Annotated in this window: 12 protein-coding genes and 3 rRNA genes; 8 read left to right on the plus strand and 7 right to left on the minus strand. The window is 43.7% G+C overall.

Annotation, left to right across the window (positions count from 1 at the left end; genetic code table 11):
* Window positions 1-371: 371 nt before the first annotated feature.
* Window positions 372-4,019, minus strand: a complete 3,648-nt coding sequence (locus tag AC0L4E_RS00320) for a S8 family serine peptidase (RefSeq protein ID WP_473677512.1) — start codon at window positions 4,017-4,019, stop codon at window positions 372-374.
* Window positions 4,020-4,569: 550 nt separating this feature from the next.
* Between AC0L4E_RS00320 and AC0L4E_RS00325 the strand changes: the two genes are divergently transcribed.
* Together AC0L4E_RS00325 and AC0L4E_RS00330 are read left to right on the plus strand one after the other, a co-directional pair.
* Window positions 4,570-8,403 (plus strand): S8 family peptidase, encoded by a 3,834-nt coding sequence (locus AC0L4E_RS00325; protein ID WP_473677513.1) that lies wholly within the window; start codon window positions 4,570-4,572, stop codon window positions 8,401-8,403.
* Between the two features lie 171 nt (window positions 8,404-8,574).
* The gene (locus AC0L4E_RS00330) at window positions 8,575-9,006 is read left to right on the plus strand and encodes a DUF6491 family protein (RefSeq protein WP_473677514.1); all 432 of its coding nucleotides are present in this window, start codon (window positions 8,575-8,577) and stop codon (window positions 9,004-9,006) included.
* A 94-nt stretch (window positions 9,007-9,100) separates the two neighbouring features.
* Here the strand turns inward: AC0L4E_RS00330 and AC0L4E_RS00335 are convergent, their stop codons facing one another.
* Window positions 9,101-10,621 (minus strand): ShlB/FhaC/HecB family hemolysin secretion/activation protein, encoded by a 1,521-nt coding sequence (locus AC0L4E_RS00335; protein ID WP_473681430.1) that lies wholly within the window; start codon window positions 10,619-10,621, stop codon window positions 9,101-9,103.
* 499 nt (window positions 10,622-11,120) lie between these two features.
* Window positions 11,121-12,344 carry a threonine/serine exporter family protein gene (locus tag AC0L4E_RS00340; protein WP_220752409.1) on the minus strand — a complete coding sequence of 408 codons (1,224 nt, stop codon included), beginning with the start codon at window positions 12,342-12,344 and terminating at the stop codon, window positions 11,121-11,123.
* Between the two features lie 205 nt (window positions 12,345-12,549).
* Here AC0L4E_RS00340 and AC0L4E_RS00345 point away from each other — a divergent pair, with 205 nt between their 5' ends.
* The 3 genes from AC0L4E_RS00345 to AC0L4E_RS00355 all read left to right on the plus strand — a co-directional run bounded on the left by AC0L4E_RS00345 (window position 12,550) and on the right by AC0L4E_RS00355 (window position 16,288).
* The gene (locus AC0L4E_RS00345; protein ID WP_473677515.1) at window positions 12,550-12,945 is read left to right on the plus strand and encodes an MAPEG family protein; all 396 of its coding nucleotides are present in this window, start codon (window positions 12,550-12,552) and stop codon (window positions 12,943-12,945) included.
* 214 nt (window positions 12,946-13,159) lie between these two features.
* Window positions 13,160-15,544 (plus strand): YgiQ family radical SAM protein, encoded by a 2,385-nt coding sequence (locus AC0L4E_RS00350; RefSeq protein ID WP_473677516.1) that lies wholly within the window; start codon window positions 13,160-13,162, stop codon window positions 15,542-15,544.
* Window positions 15,545-15,739: 195 nt separating this feature from the next.
* Window positions 15,740-16,288: a hypothetical protein gene (locus tag AC0L4E_RS00355; protein ID WP_473681432.1), complete on the plus strand. Its 549-nt coding sequence runs from the start codon at window positions 15,740-15,742 to the stop codon at window positions 16,286-16,288.
* Between the two features lie 108 nt (window positions 16,289-16,396).
* Here the strand turns inward: AC0L4E_RS00355 and AC0L4E_RS00360 are convergent, their stop codons facing one another.
* Both AC0L4E_RS00360 and katE1 read right to left on the minus strand, forming a co-directional pair.
* Window positions 16,397-16,975, minus strand: coding sequence for an ankyrin repeat domain-containing protein (locus tag AC0L4E_RS00360; RefSeq protein ID WP_473677517.1), 579 nt, complete (start codon window positions 16,973-16,975; stop codon window positions 16,397-16,399).
* Window positions 16,976-17,123: 148 nt separating this feature from the next.
* Entirely contained in the window at window positions 17,124-18,599 is a 1,476-nt protein-coding gene (katE1, locus tag AC0L4E_RS00365; protein WP_473677518.1) for a catalase KatE1, read from the minus strand.
* Window positions 18,600-19,685: 1,086 nt separating this feature from the next.
* Between katE1 and AC0L4E_RS00370 the strand changes: the two genes are divergently transcribed.
* From AC0L4E_RS00370 to rrf, 3 genes are all read left to right on the plus strand, one after another.
* Window positions 19,686-21,230, plus strand: a 16S ribosomal RNA gene (locus AC0L4E_RS00370).
* A gap of 375 nt (window positions 21,231-21,605) precedes the next feature.
* Window positions 21,606-24,497: ribosomal RNA gene (locus tag AC0L4E_RS00375) — 23S ribosomal RNA — on the plus strand.
* Window positions 24,498-24,704: 207 nt separating this feature from the next.
* Window positions 24,705-24,820, plus strand: a 5S ribosomal RNA gene (rrf, locus tag AC0L4E_RS00380).
* The 16S, 23S and 5S rRNA genes sit together here, the layout of an rRNA operon.
* Here rrf and AC0L4E_RS00385 read toward each other — a convergent pair.
* Both AC0L4E_RS00385 and AC0L4E_RS00390 read right to left on the minus strand, forming a co-directional pair.
* Window positions 24,809-24,931, minus strand: a complete 123-nt coding sequence (locus AC0L4E_RS00385) for a hypothetical protein (RefSeq protein ID WP_473677519.1) — start codon at window positions 24,929-24,931, stop codon at window positions 24,809-24,811. The two genes, rrf and AC0L4E_RS00385, sit on opposite strands and share 12 nt — an antisense overlap.
* 649 nt (window positions 24,932-25,580) lie before the next feature.
* Window positions 25,581-26,153 carry a YSC84-related protein gene (locus AC0L4E_RS00390; RefSeq protein ID WP_473677520.1) on the minus strand — a complete coding sequence of 191 codons (573 nt, stop codon included), beginning with the start codon at window positions 26,151-26,153 and terminating at the stop codon, window positions 25,581-25,583.
* Window positions 26,154-26,170: the final 17 nt, after the last annotated feature.

Raw genomic sequence — 26,170 nt, forward strand, 5'->3', positions numbered from 1 at the left:
ATACGCATCGGTATATAGTCGATAGCTAACATAACCGATTTATTGATTAAGTGAACAAACTATGAATTTTGAAATAAGCCCATAAATAAGGTAGTAAGAATATTTATTAATAATATTCAGGTAGTTACTGCTTGTTTGTGATTTGTTAAATTAATGTTTCAATTTGTATCTTTTTAGGGAGGGAATACTTACTTGGCTAGTGACATTATTGCCAGTTTTAAGGCGCTAAAGCTAATACATCTATTAGCTGGTAAAAATCAGTAAAAATGCGCTAAGATTTTTAATTCTTAGCGCATTTTATTTTAATGATAAATCCAGGCTTTAGATTGAGTCCAAAAGACTGAATCAACAGCTCCTAGATACTTACTCGGTTACTTATTCATTTTGCGTCTAAAGCCAAGTAATGCCAGTAAACTTAAGCTTAAGAAACCTAAGCTACCACCGTCATCATCATTATCAGGCTCAGGAGCCGCTTCAACGACAGGTGCATTGATGGTCATAGTAAAGCTTGCTTCGGTTTTATTAACCATATCATCTGCGGTTACCACAATATCGTAAGTACCTGCAGCAGCAGTACCTGTGATCATACCTGTTTTGCTATCAATCGTGATGCCTTCTGGTAAGCCAGTTGCGCTAAAGGTCAGTGCATCGCCTTCAGCGTCGCTGAAGTACATTGACGCATCAATTTCTGCTGCTTGCTGATCTGCCATTGTGACAGCTGGCATGTCCTCTAGCATTACTGGTGCAATATCGTTGACGTTATTGATATGAATAGTCACGGTAGATACAGCAGTATAGACCTGTCCTTGATTACCAATGATTTCAAGTTCATAGCTCATATTACCCGCATCATAATCCACAACCTCAGGATTGTTTACGCTGATTTCGCCTGTGTTAGATACAGTGAAAGGGTCGCCAGGAATGGCTTTAGCTAAAGAAAGTGAGTATTCAGACCACTGCGCTTCGTAAATGCCATTGGCAAAGAAGGTTTCAGAGTCAAGTTCGACTTGAGCTATGACTTCACCCATTTCAGCATCCTCATCCATAGTATGGCTTTGGCCATCTTTAGGGTGAGGAATAAAGGCGTAATCACCTTGACCCATTGGAGAGGTCATGGCCCAGTTATCTTCAAGGCTCATAATAAGCATGCCGTCATTTTCACAACCAGCACCGAAACCAAACATAAAGTTACATTCGCTGGCCATCGCAAGCTCAGCAGTTTCACCTGCTGCTAAGGTTACCATTGGGCTGTAGTCTTTGGTTTCGCCTTCTTCAACAAGTCGTGATATTAATGGCAGTCCACCACCTTTACTTTGAGACTCAACCATTTCGCCAGTAAACCAGTCGAAGTACTCAGTCGTGGTTGTCTTACCGTATTGGACGGGGTTAAACAGGATAATAGGTTCACCTAGGTTAGCCTGTGCATCTCTATCGGTACCGAATATCCAACCTTGGTTTTGATCGAAGTCTTCAACTGTTGCCATTTGGTCGCCATGATATAAATCATCAAGACAGTACTGAGAAACAAAGTTTTGTCCGTGACCCGTTATGTAAGTTGGTAGGCTCGATTTTGTGTAACGGGCATAATGATCTGTCCAGTCATACTCTTTTTTAAAATCAATGTAATATGAATGGGGTTGGCCGTTTTCGTCGACCTCAACAAAGCCGCTCATAACCATTTGGCTAGCTTCATCCCAAGCATACGGCTGGCCGCTAACGACTTTATCTAACTCATTGTCGATAACAAATTGCTCTTGATAAGTACTCCACCACACAAGTGCAGCCCCGCCTTTATCAAAGTGATTTGCCATACCGACATCATTTGGCTTAAAGAAACGGCCTGCAACCACCATCTTCTTACCTGAAGGACACATAGCGTCATCGTATATCCCACCAGCTACCGCATTGAGCATATTACCTTGGGTGTTTTCCTTGCCGACAGGAAGGTGTTTTTGATGGTGCATGGCTGGAAACACAGCAAAGGTGGTTTCTGTATCGCTATCGTTGGTAAATTGCTGCGCATAACCGCCAGCAGATTCACTGAACTTTGCCGTAAATTCAGTGCCGTATAATTCTTCGTAAGTGTCAAAGTGACGGGTAATTGAAGAGGTTGCACGTGGTTTAGCTAGCCAGTTAATATTGATAGTCGGTATTTCTTCAGCCATCAGTTGTAGCTGACCAGAAAGCTCAATTTTTTGCCAGTTTTCAATGGTTAATTCGCTACCCATTTTCATCGGCCAATTATCAAGTTTTGAAAAATCCACCACCATAGTGACAGGGAAAACAACAGTTTGACCCGCAGGTACACTAATACTGGCTGGGTATTCCCAAGTTAATGCGCTATCGCCATCTTTGCCCATGCTGGCTAGGCTGACATCATAGGTGACGGTTTCAGCTGATATGTTTTTCAGCTGGACTTCTTTCATGTAGCGTTGAGTATCAGCGCCTTCAGTAAAACCAAAACTTAAGTTAGGCTGGTAGCTGCCTTTTTCCCAAGCAACAGCTGGCGAGGCAAGAGCAGAATCGACATTTTCAACACCGCTACCAATTAAGGTCAGCTCACCTTGTTTGCCATTAAGATCCATAACCGCGTTATCGGCTGTGTTCATCAGCAAGGCTTTGACTTCAGCCATCGAAAGCTCAGGTCGCTTAGACTTTAAAATCGCCGCCGCGGCTGCCATCCGTGCTGCACCCATAACGGTTTTAGATGCCGTTTCCATTTCGTCACCTCCGCCAACTACAGCTACATCAACGTTTTTAGCGTAACTCACCATATCGGGTTTGCTGTAACCTGATGCACCACGGACGGGGCCATATGGGGTGCTTTCTGTCACCATCATATTGCCTTCTTCATCAGCCATCATGCCGCCAACTGTCATTGCGCTAGGCGCAGCCCCACGCCATGTCATGTTGAAATTATTTTCGTACCAATCGCCACCATCACCTGCATTAACCACCACTAAACTGCCTAAAGCTGATGCCATTTCGATAGCGTAAGCCTCAATCACAGGGCTTGATACACCATCATCATGTTCGGCATAAAAAGCATTGCCGCCTAAAGCGTCAACCACAATAATATCGGCTCTGTCGTCAAAGCTACCGTCTTGGTTTGGGTCGAGTGCGTATTCTAATGCCATCATGAAAGTACTAGAGGTTTCGTAAGCTAGGCTGTAACCATAACCATATGGATCTGACACGTTTGTTGTTTTATAAGCGGCAATTTTTGCGGCTGGAGCTAATGCGTGAACCACGCTGGCTAAACGGGTGCCATGACCGGTATTGTGAGTTGCGCCGTCATAGTCACGGGTAAAGTAGATATTTTGGTCAATTGGGTTTGGGTCGAGTCCCCAACCTGCATCACTGGCTAAATCCATACCTTCAACAACCACTTCGGTTGGGAAACCATCAAATGCATTAATGGCATTTTCCATTGCAGTATCATAAGTTTCTGCAGTGCCGTCTCCGCCTAAACCTGAGTGGGTGTAATCGACACCACTACCAATAATAGCGACTTTAACGCCTTCACCCGCTGTCATGTCATCTGATAAAGCTGGTGCGCTTGCAGCAACAGGGTTATTGCTAGCTGTAGAAGCACTGCGTAATGCATTGGTTGGCACTTTGACTGGAGTTGCTTGCATTACAACTGCTTGGACACCTTCAAGCTGTTTAATTTCGTCAATGTAGCTGCTATCAGCTTGAACGCGAATAAAGTTACCTACCAGCTTAGAGCCTGGAAGCGTTTTGATATTGCCATCGATAGCCATGATGTTATTGATAACATTTTGTTGGCTGGCCTCTACTTGTTTTAAGCTTTGGGCAAACTTGGCTTTATTATTAATGGTCGCTTTAGTTAAAGAACCTTTATCAGATAAGTAAACAAACAAGGTGGCATTTTGAGTTTGCTGTGCAGATGTTGAGTAAGTCGATAATGCATCTGTTTGGCTTGCTGCATAGGCAGCAATCGGCATGACGGATGCGAGTGCAATACACGTCGCTAATTTTGATTTCTTAAATGACATAGGGTTTCCCTTCAATTTATCGTTTTATTGTTTTTGTTTCACTTGAGTCGCCACACTCCTCGGCTGATTAAGTCAGATGATTTTTCTGCTCAACACTTGTACTTAAGGACTCGTATATACGGTTGTCATTGAAACCAAACAAAAGCTCAAGCAAATGACTGTTGATTTTGTTTCTTTTCTCTTTCAGTAAGTTTTCATTTTGTTTAAAAACAGATAGATATGTTGTTATTTTGAAAGGGTAGATTTGTACGCTAGTCGTCATTTGGTCATAAAAAGCTGTTAAAGACGGATAATTGAATCAATAAAGCACCATTGATACATATAGATATAGGTTGTTTTTGTAAGTGTATGAAAAATAAGTAATTGAAATAAAATTGAAGCTTAAATGAAACCGAATAGTCACGGTATATTTGCCAGTGATGAAATCTTTCGAGTATCAAGGTTATAGACATCGTTTATGCAGCGTTAAGTTGCAGTTTGTAGAGGCCGTTTTATTAACGACTACAGATAAAAAGACGAGATACATAATAATTAGAACGAGGAAGATTCCGTGACATTGATATATAAGAAAAGCGTAATTGCAGCGGCGCTGACGCTAGCATTAACTCCGACACTACAAGCTAATGTTGTTGATACCCGAGGGTTAGATTCCGACAGTGGCCAACGCACTAATCAGCCTTCTCCAACCAAACCACGTCATATTGAAAATCTGTATATGGTGTTACTTGATGATCAGCCTTTGGCAACGTATCACGGTGATACAGGCAACCTTAAAGCAACCAGCATTTTATCCAATCCAAGCAATAAGGCGGCTAAAAGCGGTACTTTGGATGTTAACAGTGCAGTCAGTCAACAATATGTTCAATACCTTAATAGTCAGCGCAGTAAGACCCTTGCTCAAGCTAAGTCACGCTTAAATCGTCAATTGACTATTCAGGCTGACTATCAAATCGCCTTGAATGGTTTCAGCACTGAGCTGAGCGAAAAAGAAGCGCAAATCTTAGCAAGTGTCCCAGGCGTAAAGCGTGTTCAAAAAGTTGAATTACGCCACCTTAATACCGACTCAGGCCCAGCGCATATTCAAGCGCCAAGTGCTTGGGACGGCAGCGCAACGGGCGTGGGCAGTATGGGTGAAGGTGTTATTGTCGCGATTATGGATACCGGTATTAACCATACCAGCTCGTCGTTTGCTGATATTGGTGGTGATGGTTATGACCACGTGAATCCATTGGGTGAAGGGACATACTTGGGGCATTGTAGTGACTCTGAATTAGCCCATTACTGTAACGATAAGTTAATTGGTATTTGGGCTCATGAAGGTATTTTAGATGACTACACCCCAGAAGGTGATGACCGAATTGGTATTGACCATAATGGCCATGGTTCTCATGTTGCTTCAACCACCGCGGGTAATATCGTTAAAGATGTGGCTGTTTACAATGCGATTGGTGAAGAAGCAGAGTTTAGTTTTGGTCAGATTAGTGGTGTTGCTCCACATGCCAATATCATTTCATATCAAGTGTGTGCTGCCGATGCGGGTTGTTGGCCTGATGTGACAGCGTTAGCTGTTGAACATGCTATTGCCAACGGTGTGCAAGTGATTAATTACTCAGTAGGTGGTGGTGCGAGTGACCCTTGGAACGATACTGACGCACTTGCTTTTCTTGCCGCACGTGAAGCGGGTATTCATGTCGCTGTTGCTGCAGGTAACGATGGCCCAGGCGCAGAAACTGTAGGTTCACCAGGTAATGCACCTTGGTTAACCACGGTGGCTGCTTATACACATGATCGCAGCTTCACAGACAAGGAAGTCACCTTTACTGGCGGCGATTATGATCTTGAAACCTTAACAGGTAAAGGCGCAACCAGTGGCGTAACAGGTGAAGTTGTGAGTGCAGCCGATTTCGGCCAAGCGGGATGTTTAGACCCGTTTGAAGCAGATACTTTCACAGGTAAAATCGTAGTGTGTGAGCGTGGTGATATTGCCCGAGTTGCTAAAGGCAGTAACGTACTTGCTGGTGGCGCGGCGGGACTCGTGTTGATCAATGTCGATGGCGGAGCTGAAACCATTGATGCTGATTTACATGCACTGCCTGCAGTACATTTAGATGCAGCTCAAGGTGCTTTACTTACTGACTGGTTAGCTTCAGGTTCAGGTCATACCGTCAGCTTTAATGCATCAGAACTTGAAAGTGATGCATCAAAAGCCGATATTGCTGCTTCATTTACGTCTCGAGGCCCTGAGTCGATAATGAATCGCTGGTTAACGCCGCATATCTCAGCGCCAGGGGTAGAAATCTATGGCGCGAATACTGAGTATCAACCATGGCGAGACGAAGGAGACAAGACTGAATCTCCAACCACCTTTATGAGTGGTACTTCGATGGCGAGCCCGCATATTGCTGGCGCTTACACCTTAATTGCAGCGTTAAAACCTGAGTGGACTCCAGCAGAGGCGCAATCTGCATTAATGCTTAGTGCTGAAACTGATACTCTTATGGACGATGGGGTAACGCCTTCAAGCTTATTTACTGGTGGAGCGGGTAGTGCGCGTATTGCCGATGCACTGAATGCCGGCTTAGTCATGGACGTGACGTATGAGGAATATGTTAATGCTGAACCTCGTTTAGATGGCATACCAGAAGAGATGAACTTACCTTCAGCATTGATGAATGAGTGCATGATGGAATGTTCTTGGACTCGCACGTTCACAGCAACAGCAGCGTCAACTTGGACTGTAAGTGATATGACCGATACCACAGGGTTATCGATCACAGCTTCACCCTCTAGCTTTACCTTGAATGCTGGCGAAAGTATCAGTTTAGATATCACTGCAGCGATTGGTGAAGGCTTTGGTTCTGAGTATGGTATGGGTTACCTAGTGTTAACGCCAGAGAATGCTACCCTGACAACATCAAAAATGCCAGTAGTAGGTACCTTTGTTGCAGGCAGTTTCCCTGACAATGTCATGCTTACCACAGGGCAAGACAATGGCAGTGCTGATATTGCTGGTATTACTACGGTTGGCTCTAGTGATATTCAAGTGGGCGTATTTGAACTTACAGAAGTAGAAGTAATTGAAACCATTATTCCACGTGATGATTTCGATACATCTAACTGGCCTACGAATGTCTATAACGACAGTAATAAGTTCTATTCAAGACTGATAAACATCACACCAAGCACTAAACGAATTATGGTGCGAATTAAAGATACGACGTCACCAGATCTTGATTTGTATATTGGCCGTGATGATAACTATAACGGTAAGCCAGATAATGCAATGGAAATGGATCCGTTGGCATGTATGAGTGCTACCGAAACTGCCTTTGAGTCATGTGAAATAAATGACCCTCAGCCGGGTTCATATTATGTCACTGTGCATAATTATGGTGACACTTCTGCACCTTCTAATGTTGAAGATGATGTGACCATTGAGTTAGCGATTATTGGCAAAGACGATGAAACCGTGACTGCTGACTTTAAGTCTGCTGTTGCTGGAAATGAAGATATTGGCTTAGTGCTTAACTGGAATAAACAGCTTAAGTCAGACACCTTATATACTACCGTGCTTGAACTTGGTACCGGTGTTGATGTTCCTGATAATATTGGCTTAATGCCAATCGAGCTATACCGTAATGCAAGCTATGCACAAAGCAGTGTCGACGTTGAAACCGCCGATACCGGTGATATGGTGACATTGTCTATTGCACTTGCTGATAACGATACAGATATGGAAAGAACGATTACTGTATCGACACAATTGCCGACAGGGTTAGCAATTAGCAGTGATAGCCATGAAGGGGAAGTTGTTGGTGATATGGTGACTTGGGAAGTGGTTCAGGCTGCTAACGAAGCGGGCCAGACAATTGTGTTAGCAATGGATACAGCAAGTTTAGTGATGTCCCAAGAACTTGATTTTAGTGTCTCGCATACCATGGGTGATATCAGTAACACCGAAACCTTAGCGCCAGTGATGCTTGAAGGTATTCCAGTCGCATTAATTAACGGTGAGCCGACAGTTGCATTAACAGCTGATGAAGCAACGACTGTGACACTTTCTGCTGCAGCTAGTACAGCACCTAATATGGATGATGAGCTGACCTACGCTTGGGTACAAGTATCGGGCCCAGTAGTTACATTTGCAGATGCATCAGCTCAAAGCACTGAGGTGACTTTACCGGCTGTAGATGTTGATGGCACAGCTGTGCTTGAGCTTACTGTGAGTAACGGAGTTAAAACAGCTGTGGCAGCAACAGCATCAATTGCAGTTGTGGCTGAAGTGATAGCCGCAGAACCAGAGCCTAAGTCAGATTCTAGTGGCGGTGCAATGGGCGCTTTAGTGTTATTAGCTGGTTTACTTGGCTTTAGACGCCGTAAGTAATATTTAAAAAAAGTGTTCCCAATTGCCGCATCATTTCCCTGATGCGGCTTTTTTTATGTCATCAATAATTAATTAGTCAATATATCCTTTTGATGGTTATAGTTATTATTAAGTCTTACGACTGATTTGCTTCACTTCACAACTAATCATCACAAGTAAAAGGTATATGACATGCGGTTAAATAACCCCTTGAAGACATTGATTACGGCTGGTTTCATCTTATTACTCAGTGGTTGTAGCGCTTCTGAAGCTGCGAAGCAAAAAGCGGCTTTGTACCAATTTGATGAATTAACTGAAGTGACGACTATTGATAATTTTCGAATGGATGGTTGGCGCACTATGGATAATCGCACAGTGTTTGTGGATAGCCGTCCTCGTGAGACTTACCTGCTAGTGCTCAATGGTGTTGATAGTAATTTAAAGTTTGCTCAAGCATTGTTAGTGTCATCAAGAATGGGCAAGGTCACAGTGGGGTTTGACTCAGTAGCCACTGACGAAAACCCTAAGCTAAGAACCCAGATTAAGAAGATTTATCGTATTGAAAGTAAAGAGCAAGAGCAGCAAGTTCGTCAGAAAATTGAGTCGTTTTCAGCCAAAAAGTAATTAATAAAACCGTTATTTCAACCCACAAGCCATACTGCTAATAGTTGAACGTTAAAGCCTAATGTTAAAAGCTAATGATAAATTTGCTGTATGGCTAAAAGCGGTTTCTTACCTGAAAACGCCATTCCCAGTCATCGACATTTTCCCCATTAGTAAACGGCACGGCTAAATCAATATGGCCAACACTGCCATAACTTGACTTTGATGAGTACACTCGCGCGCCAATGCCAATACTGCCGATGGGAGAGTTGACTTCATTATTATCGTCAGGCCCACCAAAAGCTTGCCCAACATCCACAAAGGTCGCCCATCCTAATTCTGCTAACTGGTATAAATTAATGTTGGGGTAATAGCGCACTTCACCTGTCACCAGCCATTGATTATCACCATACTGATAATCATTTGGGTAACCGCGCACGCCAGTTTCGTCACCTAAGGCAAAAGGTTTATCGAGGTAGTTATTTTTAGAGGTCGCGAGGCGGGTTTTGGCATACGCAGCCCACTTGGGGTGAATTTTATAAAAGTACTCAGCTTGAGCGCTAACATTATAAAAATCCTTTTGGGTAGTATTAAAGCTGGCTTGGCCTGCAAAGTTAAACAAGATTAAATTGTCACCTTGTTGATAGCCTCGACTGGTGCTCAAATTAAGGTGATAACCAAGCTCACTGCCTTCGGCAACGTCGTTTGTTTCAAGGCCGATTCTGCCGTAATGACGCCAACCTAAATTGAAGTCTTCATTATTGTTGATCAGATGAATATTGGTAAGAACTTTGTAGTCATCTTGCAGGTATTCAAAACCGATCCACGGATAGATAAAATCTCGATCTTGAGGTAGTGGGCTGTCAGGGTAGGTTTCGCTTGGTTCAAATTGATGTTTGTCGTGAGTTATCCCTAAAGTGATCCTTGATAAGTCGACATCAGTTTTATCAAGTAACCAACCAAAGGACAGCGCCGCATAATCAACATTATGTTCAAACTCATTGATGTCCTCTCCGTTCTGTCTGAGGGTATCAATACGTTGATCAGTTAAGTACTCAGCAAAATACTGATCTTTAGTGTCCAGTGAGTAAAACGGTTTGTTGAAATAAAGGTGGGTTGCTTGCCCGTCACTGTTGTCGTAGATGTTGGCCGAAACCGTGGCGTGTTGAATAATTTTAAGTGGCGCGGTAATGCCAAATTTATACCCAGTTCTGTCAGCATTAGATTGGTATTTAAGGCGAGTTTTTATCCCTAAGCCCATCAGGTTATCTTCTTTAATCCCCACTGAGTATTTAGTTTCGCCGCCACTGGAACTTAAACTAAACGTTGGCAGTAATGACCAGTTATCCCATGTTTCGACCACAACTGTTTGCTCATTAGTATCTGAGTCAGGGGCTTTTTGTGACGCGTAAATTTTGGCATCTCGTAAATAAGGCTCTGCACGTAAAAGTCGTTGGGATTCAGCAAAGGTTTTTTGGGTAACTGTGTCACCTTCGGCAAAAGTAAGTTTGTCTAGAATAGTGGGTTCAGTAGTATTGATATGAAGGAAATTAGCCCAGTGATGAATGAAAAAGGCATCAGGGTCGGTTTCATCAAAAATGGCATTACTGACCACCACGATATTATCAACGGTCATGGGACCTTGATTATCTGTGGTCGTCGGTGTCAATATTTCAGCCGATTCGATTGCACTGATGACCCCCTTATTTGAGGGAGTTTGCTGTTTGCTGGGCACTTCTGCCTGAGCAATCGAAGGAAATATAACTGTGACGACGAAAATGATTACCATAGCGCAAATGGTCATATTCATCGTTCCTACTTGCTAGTACTCTTACTAGTGTTCTTATTAGGTTTTTTGTTAGTTCTATTATTAATTCGCTTTATATTCGATACGTGAATTAAGCTTATTTGTATTTAATTCATCAAGACTACATTAGCTAAAAGTGTTTTTAAGCTATTGAGTCAATAGCAATTTATCATGCAACTTTTACCATGCTTGAATTCATTTAAGTATGGCGCTAATTTTAAGAAACGGCAGGATATTTTATTAAAAAAACCAATAATGATGGTTGTAGCGCATAAAAAAGGAGCCTAAGGCTCCTTTTTTATATTGAAAGATTTAATCGTACGTTGAGCTATAGACTTCTTCTTGGTGGCACAATGACGTTGGCAAAAATTAGTCCTGCGATCAGTGACATGAAAATCAGGAATACTTGCGTGCCTAAATGGGCTTGATTGAGCATAGTTTCACCCGAAATCATCGCATTTAAGCCAATGTAGGTTTTACTGCCCGGTACTAAGATAACAATGCCTTGTAGGAGGGCAATAGATACAGGGGCTTTCATCCATCGAGCATAGAGATTTGAATAAATACCAACGGCCAATGCACCGACGAAAATTCCAATCGACTCACCTAAATAAAGGCCGCCAAGCATAGCGGAGAAATACGCCACAATACCTGCGCAAATACCCCAAGGTGAATCTTTGATACGTGCTTTAAAGATGATAACAAGTGCCATTGAAAGCAGAGGCACCGCAGCCCAAGAAGCGTAGCGAGGTAAAGCATCTGGCTCAATATACACAGACTCACCAAACATCACTTTACCCAGTGTCATCCCAAGTACTGCGCCAAAATACAGCTTAAATAGCAGCATTATCGCATCCATGATGCGCGCGGTGCCGGATATTAAGTCACGTGCAGCCAGTTCAGCAAGCCCAAGGGTTAACGCTAAACCTGGCACAAAGATAATAATGCCCGACAAAATTACCACAGGGATATTAATACTGGGGTCAATGCCTGCCGCAATACCACAGGTTAAAATGGCGCAAACAACCGCGGCTAAGGGTTCGAGCATTTCTGCTACTCGTTTAGATTTTTCAGCCCAAAAAACCAAACCGTAAACTAATAAGCCCAACATGCCAGACCAAAAAACATCGTTCCAGCTGGTGTCCATTAGCATGGCAAAAGCGCCAGCACTGATACCAAATGACATTAAGGTTAAACCGTGACCATAGGGGTTAGGCTTGTTGGCGATTTCTTCTAATCGTTCTAGGGATTCTGCTAGAGTCCGTTGGCCAGTGCTGAGCTCTTCAACTAAATCAAAAGTGCGGGCAAGAGAGCCTAAATCTAAGTCGCCAGGTTTAACGCGGGCAACATGATTGTATTCTTGTTCAGTATCGTGCTGAAGCACAAAGGTCATCGAAGTGGGTGAAATCAAAAAATACCCTTCGATTCCAAGGGTAGATGACACCGTTTGCAGATGCGACTCTAGTCGATATGCAGGGGTTCCAAATTTATGCAGGGCTTTGCCTAATCTTATGATAAATCTGCGTTTTTCAATGAAGCTGGAATCGTTCATTAGGCGTGTATCACTCTAGTCTATTTGGGTAGTGGTTCATTGGCGCGAATAGTAACCGAAATGGGGTTGGCTGAATACCTTCAATTCATCAAATTTATGTTAAAAATGTGATAATTCCATTTTGATGTAATGTGTATAGAATGAATACTCCATTGTAGTCAATTTATGGCTTACTGCAGAAAATAACAATAAGGAAATGCAACACATGTCATTGATGATTTCAGGATTTTACGCCAGCTTAACCGCGCTACTTGCGATAGGTTTATCTATTCGAGTCATAAAGCAGCGTCGAATCAATAAAGTCGGCATTGGTACTGGTGGTAATTCAGATTTAGCGTTGGCAAAGCGTGTTCACGAAAACTTACTTGAAAATGCACCCATGGCGCTGATTTTATTCATGCTGGCGGAGTTTAATGGTTTATCACCTGCCATATTGCATTGTTTTGGTACCATTTGGATAGTTGCTAGGTTATTGCACGCAATAGGACTGACTGCGGGTAAGGGCGGAATACATTTCGGTCGTAAATGGGGCGTATTACTGACTTGGTTAGTGGTCATCGGCTTAGCGGTTGTTAATATTGGCTTTTTTATTGGCTTATAAACTTATAGCCAAAACTAATAAGTAAAGTCATTGTTTTTAATAAGGTTATAGTTACAAATAAAAAGCTTAAAAACCTTATTTTTGCTGTTTTTTTAGTCACACTTAGTGTGGCGTAACTGCTATACTCCGCCTCCATAAAAAAGTTGGGTGAGTTGGACTAAACTTTAACTAGTCCAATTCACCAGAATGATGATGTTTATTGTAGGCAAATCTCATGCAAGTTGAATCCACGTTATTTAATTACCCAAGATACTGGGCCGAATGCTATGGCACGGCGCCGTTTCTTCCTATGTCTCGAAAAGAGATGGATCAACTTGGTTGGGACAGCTGCGATATTATTATTGTCAGCGGCGATGCATACGTAGACCACCCAAGCTTTGGTATGGCTGTTATTGGCCGTATGCTTGAAGCGCAAGGCTTTCGAGTGGGTATTATTTGTCAGCCAGATTGGTCGAATAAAAACGACTTTATGAAACTTGGGCGCCCAAATTTATTTTTTGGGGTAACCGCTGGCAACATGGATTCGATGATCAACCGCTATACCGCTGATCGCCGTATTCGTAGTGACGATGCTTACACCCCAAATGATGAAGGTGGTAAACGCCCAGATCGCGCGGTTACTGTTTACACCCAGCGCTGTAAAGAAGCCTTTAAAGAAGTGCCAGTCGTCATTGGTGGAATTGAGGCAAGCTTACGCCGTATCGCCCATTATGATTATTGGTCCGACAAAGTGCGTCGTAGTGTTATTTTTGATGCCAAAGCCGATATCTTAATTTACGGTAATGCAGAGCGTCCGCTGGTGGAAGTGGCACATCGTATTGCTAACGGTGAGAAAATGACTGACTTGCACGATATTCGTGGCACAGCCGTCATTCGTCATGAACCATTGCCGGGCTGGAAAGGCATGGATTCTCGCAAGCTCGACCAACTTCATAAAATCGACCCTATTCCTAATCCATATGGCGCGGATGATGTGGGCTGTGAAAAGCTGTCAGGACCAACTGATAAAAAGATTTTTGATAACGACGCACCTAAAGCCATTAGCGTGCAACCTGCTAGACCCAAGCCATGGGAAAAAACTTATGTATTACTGCCGGCTTACGAAAAGGTAGCAGACGATAAGTTTTTATATGCCCATGCCTCGCGTATTTTGCATCAAGAGCAAAACCCTGGTTGTGCTAGAGCACTATTTCAAGCTCAAGGTAATCGCTCGGTGTGGGTTAATCCGCCAGCATGGCCATTAAATACTGATGAAATGGATGCAGTATTTGATTTACCGTATCAGCGTGTGCCGCATCCAAGCTACGGTAAAGCAGTCATTCCAGCCTACGACATGATTAAAACCTCAATTAATATTATGCGAGGTTGTTTTGGTGGTTGTTCTTTCTGTTCTATTACCGAGCATGAAGGGCGAATAATTCAAAGCCGTTCGCAAGAATCAATCATCAAAGAAATTAAAGATATTCAAGACAAAGTACCTGGTTTTACTGGTGTGATTTCAGATCTTGGTGGCCCAACAGCCAACATGTATCGTTTAGGCTGTACCAGTGTAAAAGCGGAAACTACGTGTCGTCGTTTATCTTGTGTTTATCCAACTATTTGCGGCCATTTGGGCACAGACCATAAACACACCATTGACTTATACCGCGCAGCACGTGACGTACCGGGGATTAAAAAGGTATTGATCGCCTCGGGTGTGCGTTACGACTTAGCCACTGAAGATCCGCGCTATGTAAAAGAATTAGCCAAGCACCATGTAGGTGGCTATTTAAAAATTGCCCCAGAGCACACTGAAGATGGCCCTCTGAGTAAGATGATGAAGCCGGGTATGGGCAGTTATCATAAATTCAAAGAATTATTTGATTTTTACTCGAAAGAAGCGGGTAAAAAGCAGTACCTGATCCCCTACTTTATCTCGGCGCATCCAGGCACGACTGATGAAGATATGTTGAATTTGGCATTGTGGCTAAAGTCAGAGAAATTCAAACTCGATCAAGTACAAAACTTCTATCCATCGCCAATGGCAAATGCCACTACGATTTATCACACTGAGCTGAACTCGTTGAAAAACGTAAAACATACCAGTGAAGAAGTCACAGTGCCTAAAAAGGGACGTCAACGTCGCTTACATAAAGCATTGCTGCGTTATCACGATCCAGCAGGTTGGCCACTTATTCGTGAAGCGCTGGTTGCTATGGGCAAAGAGCATTTAATTGGTAATGGCGTACAGCATATCGTACCGCCAGAGTCGCGCAATGAGCGTCAAGGTTATCGAAACGGCAAGGGAGCCGTTAAAAATAGCGGCAAAAATGATGGCAGCAAAAAAGCTTTCACTCGTTTTTCCGGTAATCAGTTTGATGATAGAAAATCATCAGGTAAAAAACCGACTACGGCCAATAAAGCTAAAGCCGCTGCTGAAGGTAATGGCACTGGTAATACTGGTGGAAAAGGTAAACCTGCAGGTAATGGCAAAGCGTCGAATAGCAATAGTTCAGGTAAATCTAAAACTGGATGGTCGCAAAAGAAAAAGCCATTTGGGGCTAAAACTTCTGGTAATTCAAACCATAAGCAAGGTCAACGCCCAGCTAAAGCAAAATAATATCAGTTTAATCGCAGTTATCTTTTGCTTAAGTTAACCGAAATAAGCTTTAATAAAAAACCGCCTTTGTAGGCGGTTTTTTTTCAGGTTAAATTAAACAATCACTGTTACTGTGGTTTGTTAGTAAAAGTTAATTGATCGATACCAAAAGGAATAATAATGAAAAAAATATTGGTCGCTGGTGTAATCAGCAGCATGGCGCCAGCTATTGCAATGGCACATGCCCCTCAAGAAAACCCGCAACATCAATATTTTGATGCTATCGCAGCTTACTGCGGTAAAGCTTTTGCAGGTGAAGTGACAGCTGGCAATGAAGCAGATTCAGCATTTAGCAATAAAGCATTAGTTATGCATGTACGTGAATGTAGCGACACAGAGCTTAAAATTCCTTTCCATGTAGGTGATGATCATTCACGTACTTGGGTTATCACTAAAACAGATACCGGATTGCGTTTAAAGCATGACCATCGCCATGAAGACGGTACTGAAGATAAAGTAACAATGTACGGCGGCGATACTGCGGATATGGGCACTGCGACCCAGCAATCGTTCCCAGTGGATCAAGAATCTATTGATAACTTTAATGAAAATGGTTTAACGGCGTCAGTAACTAACGTGTGGCACATGTATATTGAGCCTACGACATTTACATATCGCTTAACACGAGAAAATCGTGACTTTAGAGTCGACTTTGACTTAACCAAACCTGTTGCGTTACCACCAACGCCATGGGGTCATGAATAAGTTAAGTTCGTATTAAAAGCCAATTAGCTTTGTTAATTGGCTTTTTTGTACCTTTCAATTCAATCGACAAGTTTCCGCATTAGATAACTCTTACACCATCTGACATCATCATTGTTGAATAGGGCTGTTAACCAAAATAGCACTGCTTAATTTATCGATTTGTCCCCAATATTCCGCGAAATCCTCCAGTGTCATACCTGATTTATTCGTCAGGTTTGCGTCGCATTCATGGCTATATAACTGCTTAATTATTGTAAATTCTGCCTTAATTACAGCGCCCATTATAGCTGTATTTCCTCGCTTATCCTGTAAGCAAGCATTGGCGCCCATTTCAAGCAATGCTGATGTTGCTGATGGATGGCCGTTGTACGCTGACACCATTAATGCAGTGTAACTTTGGGTATTACGTTGATCTATAGGAAAGCCTGCTTCAATAAAGTGGGTTAATACTTCTACATCGCCCGTTCTGGCCGCTGCAAAAAAGTAATCCATTAATAGTTGCGTTTCTTTATCAATATCTTGACTGGCCGAAATAGATTGAGCTGCATCTGTCTTGCTCATATCATCAATATTGCTAGTCTCTACAGGCTGAGCTGTTGAGTAAGACAATAATAAATAAGCCATAACAAAACTGGCTGAAAAGCCAATTTTTAACAAGTTCGGGATAGATTTTAATGAGGTCGACATATTAAGTACCGATGCGAATAAAAAAGGATAATGGGGATGGCCTACAAGACGCACTCTAAACGGGCAGAAAAGAGCACAATTACGTCTTGCAGGACTTACTCTGTTATTTAACGCTGGCCCAATAGCGTTAATTCAGTCCAATGAGAATTTAAATATTGGCTCTTTTTTTGACCTCTTTCAGGTTACCGTCAACAGCTTTGGTTAAACGTTCGCCAAAGTCTTTATCTGCTTGATAGAAGTAACTGAGCATTTGATGTTTAACATTAGCGTCTGCCACTTTGCCTAAATCGCCTGATAAGTTGGTGATAAGGTCACTTTTATCTTGTTTGCTTAAACTTCTATACAACACACCTGCTTGAGTGAAGTTATCCTGTTTTTCAATCACGGCTTGTTGCACTGTGCCTGATAAAGGTGTGTTTACAGCTTTATAGCGAGCATCGTCACTCAAAGGCAGGTTTCTACTTGGTTGATAGTTAATATCAGACTTAGTATTAGCGTAATTAGCTGCGCCTTCTTGATTGTGATTTGCCACAGTCACTTTTGCTTGGTTAATCGGTAACTGAGATAAATTAGCGCCCAAACGATAAAGCTGTGTATCTGCATAAGAGAAAATACGACCTTGAAGTAACTTATCTTCCGATGGCTCAATACCTGGAATTAAGTTAGATGGCGCCATTGCCACTTGCTCTGTTTCTTGGAAAAAGTTATCAGGCACTCGGTTTAGGGTCATTGTGCCAACAGTGGTTTCTGGTACATCAAGCCACATCTTGGTTGCGTCAAGTGGGTGGTAATCGAAATTGTTGAGCTCACTTGGGTTTAATATTTTTACTTTTAAATCCCATTTAGGGTAGTTACCTTTGCTAATTTCGCTGTAAAGGTCATCAGTTAAGTGATTAAAGTTTTTCCCTTGCATTTCGGTGACTTCATTGGGTCTTAATCCTTCAACACCTTGTTGGCTCACCCAATGGAATTTAACGTAGTTAACTTGGTTTTCATCATTAATAAATTTGTATGCATGAACACCCCAACCATCCATTTTACGGTAACTAGAAGGTGTACCTAAGTTGGTATAAACCCAAGTTAGCATGTTAGTTGCTGTACTTTCATGACTGAAGAAATCGAAGAAACGATTAGGATCTTGAAGGTTAGTGACTGGAGATGGTTTTAGTGAATGAACCATGTCAGGAAATTTAATTGCATCACGGATGAAAAATACAGGTAGGTTGTTACCTACAAGATCCCAGTTACCTTGATCTGAATAGAAACGAGTCGCGAAACCACGTGGGTCACGTAAGGTTTCTGGCGATCCTTTAGAATGGACAACAGTAGAGAAACGTACAAAAACAGGTGTGGTTTTACCTTTCTCAGCAAAAGGCGCTGCTTGCGTTAGCTTGCTTAAATCTGTACTGGCGACGAACTCACCATGGGCACCAGTCCCTCTTGCGTGTACGACACGCTCTGGAATTCGTTCGCGAGCGAAACGTTGTAATTTTTGAATCAAATGGACATCTTGCAGAAGTACGCTGCCATTACTGCCCGCAGTGATTGAGTTCTGGTTATCTCCTACAGGAGCTCCATTGTCACGGGTTAATGTTTCTGCTTGAACACTAAATGCCAAACTCATTGATAAGATTAAACAGCTTTTTTTTGTTATATCAATGGGATTCTCTCAATTAACAACTCACGCTCTTTCTGCCTGTGAATAATGTAAACGTAAAAGTTAATTATAAATAATGGTATTAATCGATTAATTGAATCGTTAAATGCTGTTAAGCTAAATTAGCGCTGTTGGAATGTATTTGAGGCATCGGGGAAATGGAACCGAGTACCTGCTAGAAATTAAATGGGAATAGCCGTCATCTCGTTATGCGTAAGTTTTATGAGAGCGTTTTAGTTCTAGCCAAGCTCTATTTAAAGCGAGCTTTATTGACATAGTGTTTTTGCCTTCTATATAAAGGTAATAGAAGTAATAGAAGTAATAGAAGTAATAGAAGTAATAGAGGTAATAGAAGTAGTAGAGGTAATAGAAGTAGTAGAGGTAATAGAAGTAGTAGAGGTAATAGAAGTAGTAGAGGTAATAGAAGTAATAGAAGTAGTAGAGGTAATAGCAGTAATGCAGCAATAGCAGCAACCCTCAGAGCATAGAACTATTCTCAAGAAGTAAACCGACAGGACCGCTACTGGTTAGAGCTCATTTTAATTCAGGTTTTATGGTGAGAAAATCATTATTGTGGATAACTATGGGGTTAACTTCTGAGTATCTTGTTGCTAAATGCTTAAGTTTAATAAAACTGAAATTAATTGAAAAAAGCCCTTGCACGGTTTCATAATCTCCCTATAATGCGCATCCACTGACACGGCAGAGCGCAACAGCGAAATACTGAGTCAGGTTGATTTGAGAAGGTTTTAACCACTTCAAATTAACGGCAAAAAGAAGTTTGAAAAAACACTTGACGCCAACGAGGGAAAGCGTAGAATACGCATCCCTGACCAACACGGTCAACGCTCTTTAACAATCAAACAAGTAAATCTGTGTGGACACTCACAGGTGTTGAGTTAATCGAAATTGTCACTTAGGTGGCAATCAAAATTATTATCAATGTAACGATGAGTGTTCATAGCAATATGTAACAAACAGGATGTAGATTCTTCCGAGTCTGCATAATGTAATCAGAATTCATTGAGCCGATTCTTCGGAATCAAAAAACTTTAATTGAAGAGTTTGATCATGGCTCAGATTGAACGCTGGCGGCAGGCCTAACACATGCAAGTCGAGCGGTAACAGGAAGAAAGCTTGCTTTCTTTGCTGACGAGCGGCGGACGGGTGAGTAATGCCTAGGGATCTGCCCAGTCGAGGGGGATAACAGTTGGAAACGACTGCTAATACCGCATACGCCCTACGGGGGAAAGGAGGGGACCTTCGGGCCTTTCGCGATTGGATGAACCTAGGTGGGATTAGCTAGTTGGTAAGGTAATGGCTTACCAAGGCGACGATCCCTAGCTGTTCTGAGAGGATGATCAGCCACACTGGGACTGAGACACGGCCCAGACTCCTACGGGAGGCAGCAGTGGGGAATATTGCACAATGGGGGAAACCCTGATGCAGCCATGCCGCGTGTGTGAAGAAGGCCCTAGGGTTGTAAAGCACTTTCAGTAGGGAGGAAAGGTAGTGGTTTAATACGCCATTACTGTGACGTTACCTACAGAAGAAGGACCGGCTAACTTCGTGCCAGCAGCCGCGGTAATACGAGGGGTCCAAGCGTTAATCGGAATTACTGGGCGTAAAGCGTACGCAGGCGGTTCATTAAGCCAGATGTGAAATCCCCGGGCTCAACCTGGGAATTGCATTTGGAACTGGTGAACTAGAGTCTTGTAGAGGGGGGTAGAATTTCAGGTGTAGCGGTGAAATGCGTAGAGATCTGAAGGAATACCGGTGGCGAAGGCGGCCCCCTGGACAAAGACTGACGCTCATGTACGAAAGCGTGGGGAGCAAACAGGATTAGATACCCTGGTAGTCCACGCCGTAAACGATGTCTACTCGGAGTTTGGTGCCTTGAGCACTGGGCTCCCAAGCTAACGCATTAAGTAGACCGCCTGGGGAGTACGGCCGCAAGGTTAAAACTCAAATGAATTGACGGGGGCCCGCACAAGCGGTGGAGCATGTGGTTTAATTCGATGCAACGCGAAGAACCTTACCTACTCTTGACATCCAGAGAATTCGCTAGAGATAGCTTAGTGCCTTCGGGAACTCTGAGACAGGTGCTGCATGGCTGTCGTCAGCTCGTGTTGTGAAATGTTGGGTTAAGTCCCGCAACGAGCGCAACCCCTATCCTTATTTGCCAGCGCGTAATGGCGGGAACTCTAGGGAGACTGCCGGTGATAAACCGGAGGAAGGTGGGGACGACGTCAAGTCATCATGGCCCTTACGAGTAGGGCTACACACGTGCTACAATGGCGTATACAGAGGGTTGCAAAGCCGCAAGGTCTAGCTAATCTCACAAAGTACGTCGTAGTCCGGATTGGAGTCTGCAACTCGACTCCATGAAGTCGGAATCGCTAGTAATCGTAGATCAGAATGCTACGGTGAATACGTTCCCGGGCCTTGTACACACCGCCCGTCACACCATGGGAGTGGGCTGCACCAGAAGTAGATAGTCTAACCTTCGGGGGGACGTTTACCACGGTGTGGTTCATGACTGGGGTGAAGTCGTAACAAGGTAGCCCTAGGGGAACCTGGGGCTGGATCACCTCCTTACCTATACGACTAACTTGATGTTTGTTGAGTGTTCACACAGATTGCTTGTTACTCCTTGATGGAGTTGAGCGAAATGCGCCGCCAGCCGGTTAGCATTGTTCTTTAACAATTTGGAAAGCTGATAGTATTTAATTGCATGAGTCTGTCATGTTAATTAATTACAAATCGTATTATTGGGAAGTTAATCCCTTTTCAGTAATACATTGAGTTCTCAAAACACTTTATTAAGTGTCTTGAATATTCTAAAAACTAAGGCGAATTTGTGTACTCGTAAGAGATGCAAATTAGTAATAAACCAGCTAGTTACGATACGACTGTTAAGGCTATGGGCTTTAACAACAGTTTGTTTCTTTTAGAAACTTATTTGGGTTGTATGGTTAAGTGACTAAGCGTATACGGTGGATGCCTTGGCAGTCAGAGGCGATGAAGGACGTAGTAACTTGCGAAAAGCGTTGGCGAGCTAGTAACAAGCATTTGAGCTAACGATGTCCGAATGGGGAAACCCGGCCACATAAGTGGTCATCATAACGTGAATACATAGCGTTATGAGGCGAACCTGGGGAACTGAAACATCTAAGTACCCAGAGGAAAAGAAATCAACCGAGATTCCCCTAGTAGCGGCGAGCGAACGGGGATTAGCCCTTAAGTCTATGGGGTGTTAGTGGAATGTGTTGGAAAGCACAGCGGCACAGGGTGATAGCCCCGTACATGAAAACTAACCATAGATGAAATCGAGTAAGGCGGGACACGTGACATCCTGTTTGAATATGGGGGGACCATCCTCCAAGGCTAAATACTCCTGACTGACCGATAGTGAACCAGTACCGTGAGGGAAAGGCGAAAAGAACCCCTGTGAGGGGAGTGAAATAGAACCTGAAACCGTGTACGTACAAGCAGTGGGAGCGGTTCTTGAGACCGTGACTGCGTACCTTTTGTATAATGGGTCAGCGACTTACATTTTGTAGCGAGGTTAAGCGAATAGCGGAGCCGTAGGGAAACCGAGTGTTAACTGCGCGTTTAGTTGCAAGGTGTAGACCCGAAACCGAGTGATCTAGCCATGGGCAGGTTGAAGGTTGAGTAACATCAACTGGAGGACCGAACCGACTAATGTTGAAAAATTAGCGGATGACTTGTGGCTGGGGGTGAAAGGCCAATCAAACTCGGAGATATCTGGTTCTCCTCGAAAGCTATTTAGGTAGCGCCTCGAGCGAATACCACTGGGGGTAGAGCACTGTTAAGGCTAGGGGGTCATCCCGACTTACCAACCCTTTGCAAACTCCGAATACCAGTGAGTACTACTCGGGAGACAGACGGCGGGTGCTAACGTCCGTCGTCAAAAGGGAAACAACCCAGACCATCAGCTAAGGTCCCAAAGTTATTGCTAAGTGGGAAACGATGTGGGAAGGCTTAGACAGCTAGGATGTTGGCTTAGAAGCAGCCATCATTTAAAGAAAGCGTAATAGCTCACTAGTCGAGTCGGCCTGCGCGGAAGATTTAACGGGGCTAAGCAATACACCGAAGCTATGGGTTTGCTCTTATGAGCAAGCGGTAGAGGAGCGTTCTGTAAGCGGTTGAAGGTGAAGGGGTAACCCACACTGGACGTATCAGAAGTGCGAATGCTGACATGAGTAACGATAATGGGGGTGAAAAACCCCCACGCCGAAAGACCAAGGGTTCCTGTCCAACGTTAATCGGGGCAGGGTGAGTCGACCCCTAAGGCGAGGCCGAAAGGCGTAGTCGATGGGAAACGGGTCAATATTCCCGTACTTCTGCTAACTGCGATGGAGAGACGGAGAAGGCTAGGCTAGCGCGGCGTTGGTTGTCCGCGTTTAAGACTGTAGGCTGTTCACTTAGGCAAATCCGGGTGAACACTAGGCTGAGAGTTGATGACGAGTCCCCAAGGGGATGAAGTAGTTGATGCCATGCTTCCAGGAAAATCTTCTAAGCTTCAGGTTAGTAGGAATCGTACCCCAAACCGACACAGGTGGTCGGGTAGAGAATACCAAGGCGCTTGAGAGAACTCGGCTGAAGGAACTAGGCAAAATGGTACCGTAACTTCGGGAGAAGGTACGCTGCTGGCGGTGATGAGACTTGCTCTCTAAGCTGCTGGCAGTCGCAGATACCAGGTGGCTGCAACTGTTTATCAAAAACACAGTACTGTGCAAAATCGCAAGATGACGTATACGGTATGACGCCTGCCCGGTGCTTGAAGGTTAATTGATTGGGTTATCTTCGGAGAAGCTCATGATCGAAGCCCAAGTAAACGGCGGCCGTAACTATAACGGTCCTAAGGTAGCGAAATTCCTTGTCGGGTAAGTTCCGACCTGCACGAATGGCGTAATGATGGCCACGCTGTCTCCAGCCGAGACTCAGTGAAGTTGAAATTGCGGTGAAGATGCCGTATACCCGCGGCTAGACGGAAAGACCCCGTGAACCTTTACTATAGCTTGGCACTGAACATTGAACCTACATGTGTAGGATAGGTGGGAGACTTTGAAGCTTCGTCGCTAGATGGAGTGGAGTCAATCTTGAAATACCACCCTTGTAGTTTTGATGTTCTAACCGCGGCCCCTTATCGGGGTTCGGGACAGTGCCTGGTGGGTAGTTTGACTGGGGCGGTCTCCTCCCAAAGAGTAACGGAGGAGCACGAAGGTTGGCTAAGTACGGTCGGACATCGTACGGTTAGTGCAATGGCATAAGCCAGCTTAACTGCGAGACATACACGTCGAGCAGGTACGAAAGTAGGTCATAGTGATCCGGTGGTTCTGTATGGAAGGGCCATCGCTCAACGGATAAAAGGTACTCCGGGGATAACAGGCTGATACCGCCCAAGAGTTCATATCGACGGCGGTGTTTGGCACCTCGATGTCGGCTCATCACATCCTGGGGCTGAAGTCGGTCCCAAGGGTATGGCTGTTCGCCATTTAAAGTGGTACGCGAGCTGGGTTCAGAACGTCGTGAGACAGTTCGGTCCCTATCTGCCGTGGGCGTTGGATGATTGAAGGAAGCTGCTCCTAGTACGAGAGGACCGGAGTGGACGAACCGCTGGTGTTCGGGTTGTTATGCCAATAGCATTGCCCGGTAGCTACGTTCGGAATCGATAACCGCTGAAAGCATCTAAGCGGGAAGCGAGTCCTAAGATGAGTCATCCCTAGGAATTTAATTCCTCTAAAGAGCCGTTCGAGACTAGGACGTTGATAGGCAGGGTGTGTAAGCGTTGTGAGGCGTTGAGCTAACCTGTACTAATGACTCGTGAGGCTTAACCATACAACCCAGATAAGTTTTACCAGAAATGAGTCCAATCATTTCTTGGCACTGCCTACATCCATGTAGGTGTATCTGAGTTGATGGTAACTAGATTTATTACAAAAGACTTAGTGAAGAATTTAAAGCGCTTAATGAAGTGTGAACTCAAAGAAACAAACCAGCTTTCCGAATTTAGTTAATTGCGACAGCAGTTAACAGCCAAATTTGCTTGGTGACAATAGCATTGTGGTACCACCTGATCCCATCCCGAACTCAGTAGTGAAACGCAATAGCGCCGATGATAGTGTGGGGTCTCCCCATGTGAAAGTAGGTCATTGCCAAGCGCCTAATACGACGAACCCCGCTACGATGTAGCGGGGTTTTTCTTTGCCTAAAGAAAAGTAAACTGCAGGTTTAGACACATCGATAGCTGATAGTGTGGTCGATATGCCCATGTGTCCTTACAAGGATTATAAAAGTAGGTGATTACCAAGCACCTAATTTCTCTTAATTGAGAGCAGATAGCCCGATACTCACGTATCGGGCTTTTTTGTGTCTGGAAAAAGTTAACGTACAAGTTTTGACTTATCAACTGCTGAAAGTGTGGTCGATATGCCCATGTACCCTTAAAAGATTATAAAAGCAGGTCATCACCAAGCGTCTAATTTCTCTTAATTGAGAGCAGAGAGCCCGATACTCACGTAACGGGCTTTTTTTGTGTCAGGAGTTTTAGGTATGCAGGTTAGGCACATCAACAGTTGATAGTGTGGACGATATGCCCATGTGAAAATAAGGAGATGGTAAGGGCTTATTGCTCATTTGAGAGGGTAGATAAAACGTTACTGATTCTTTTGTGCCCAGAATATGAGGGCAGGAATAATAGATAATAAATTTAGCAATGATTGCGCAGCCCGCGATGTCCATATGTCCTTACAATAATCGATAGATCCTCACCAAAACGTTAAATAGCGCTTTATTTAGAGTTGATTGTTACTGTCATATCGAACTTGTTGTGTCTGGGATTCAGTGAAAAAACTTTTGAATATTTTGTGGTAATAGTACAGACAGTTACTTTGCTAGTTAACTGCCTGTACTTTAGATATCTTACTTAGCATCAAAGCTAAAAGCCTGTCCTGCTATAGCTGCTTCATACATTAATCCGCCTTTAGCTGCAGTGAAAATTGCCATGCCATTCATGTAATTAGCTTTTGCTGCGGTGCGGTTTCCTGCATTACCTGCCGCTGCAGAGTTACCTGTCGATCCAACCTGTGCATTTGCACCTACAGTAATTGCCACTGCTGAAGCTTGAGCGCTAAATTCAAAAGTACCGCTGGTGAAGTCATCATAAGCGGCTTTGTTTTTGAAGAAGATAATCTCGCTGTAAGCTTGGCCGCCTAACTGAAAACCAATTGATAATTGAGATAGCGTTGAGTCACCCGTGTGGATGCCACCTTTATAGACTCGGCCACTACCATATGCTGCACCGATGCCGATACCACCTTTACCGACGGTTGGGTAAATCGCATATCCGTATGCATTACTAAAGAAGTTTTGTACTTCTGGTGCTTTTCTAAAGTCTTCGACAGTTTTTGAGTATTTATCAGCTCGAGCTGAAGTTGAAAAAGTCAGTCCGATTAAGATGAAGGCGACGGACAACAGTGACAATATGTTTTTCATATTTACTCCTACTGAAT

This window comes from Shewanella sp. GJ50-10 (assembly GCF_055808815.1).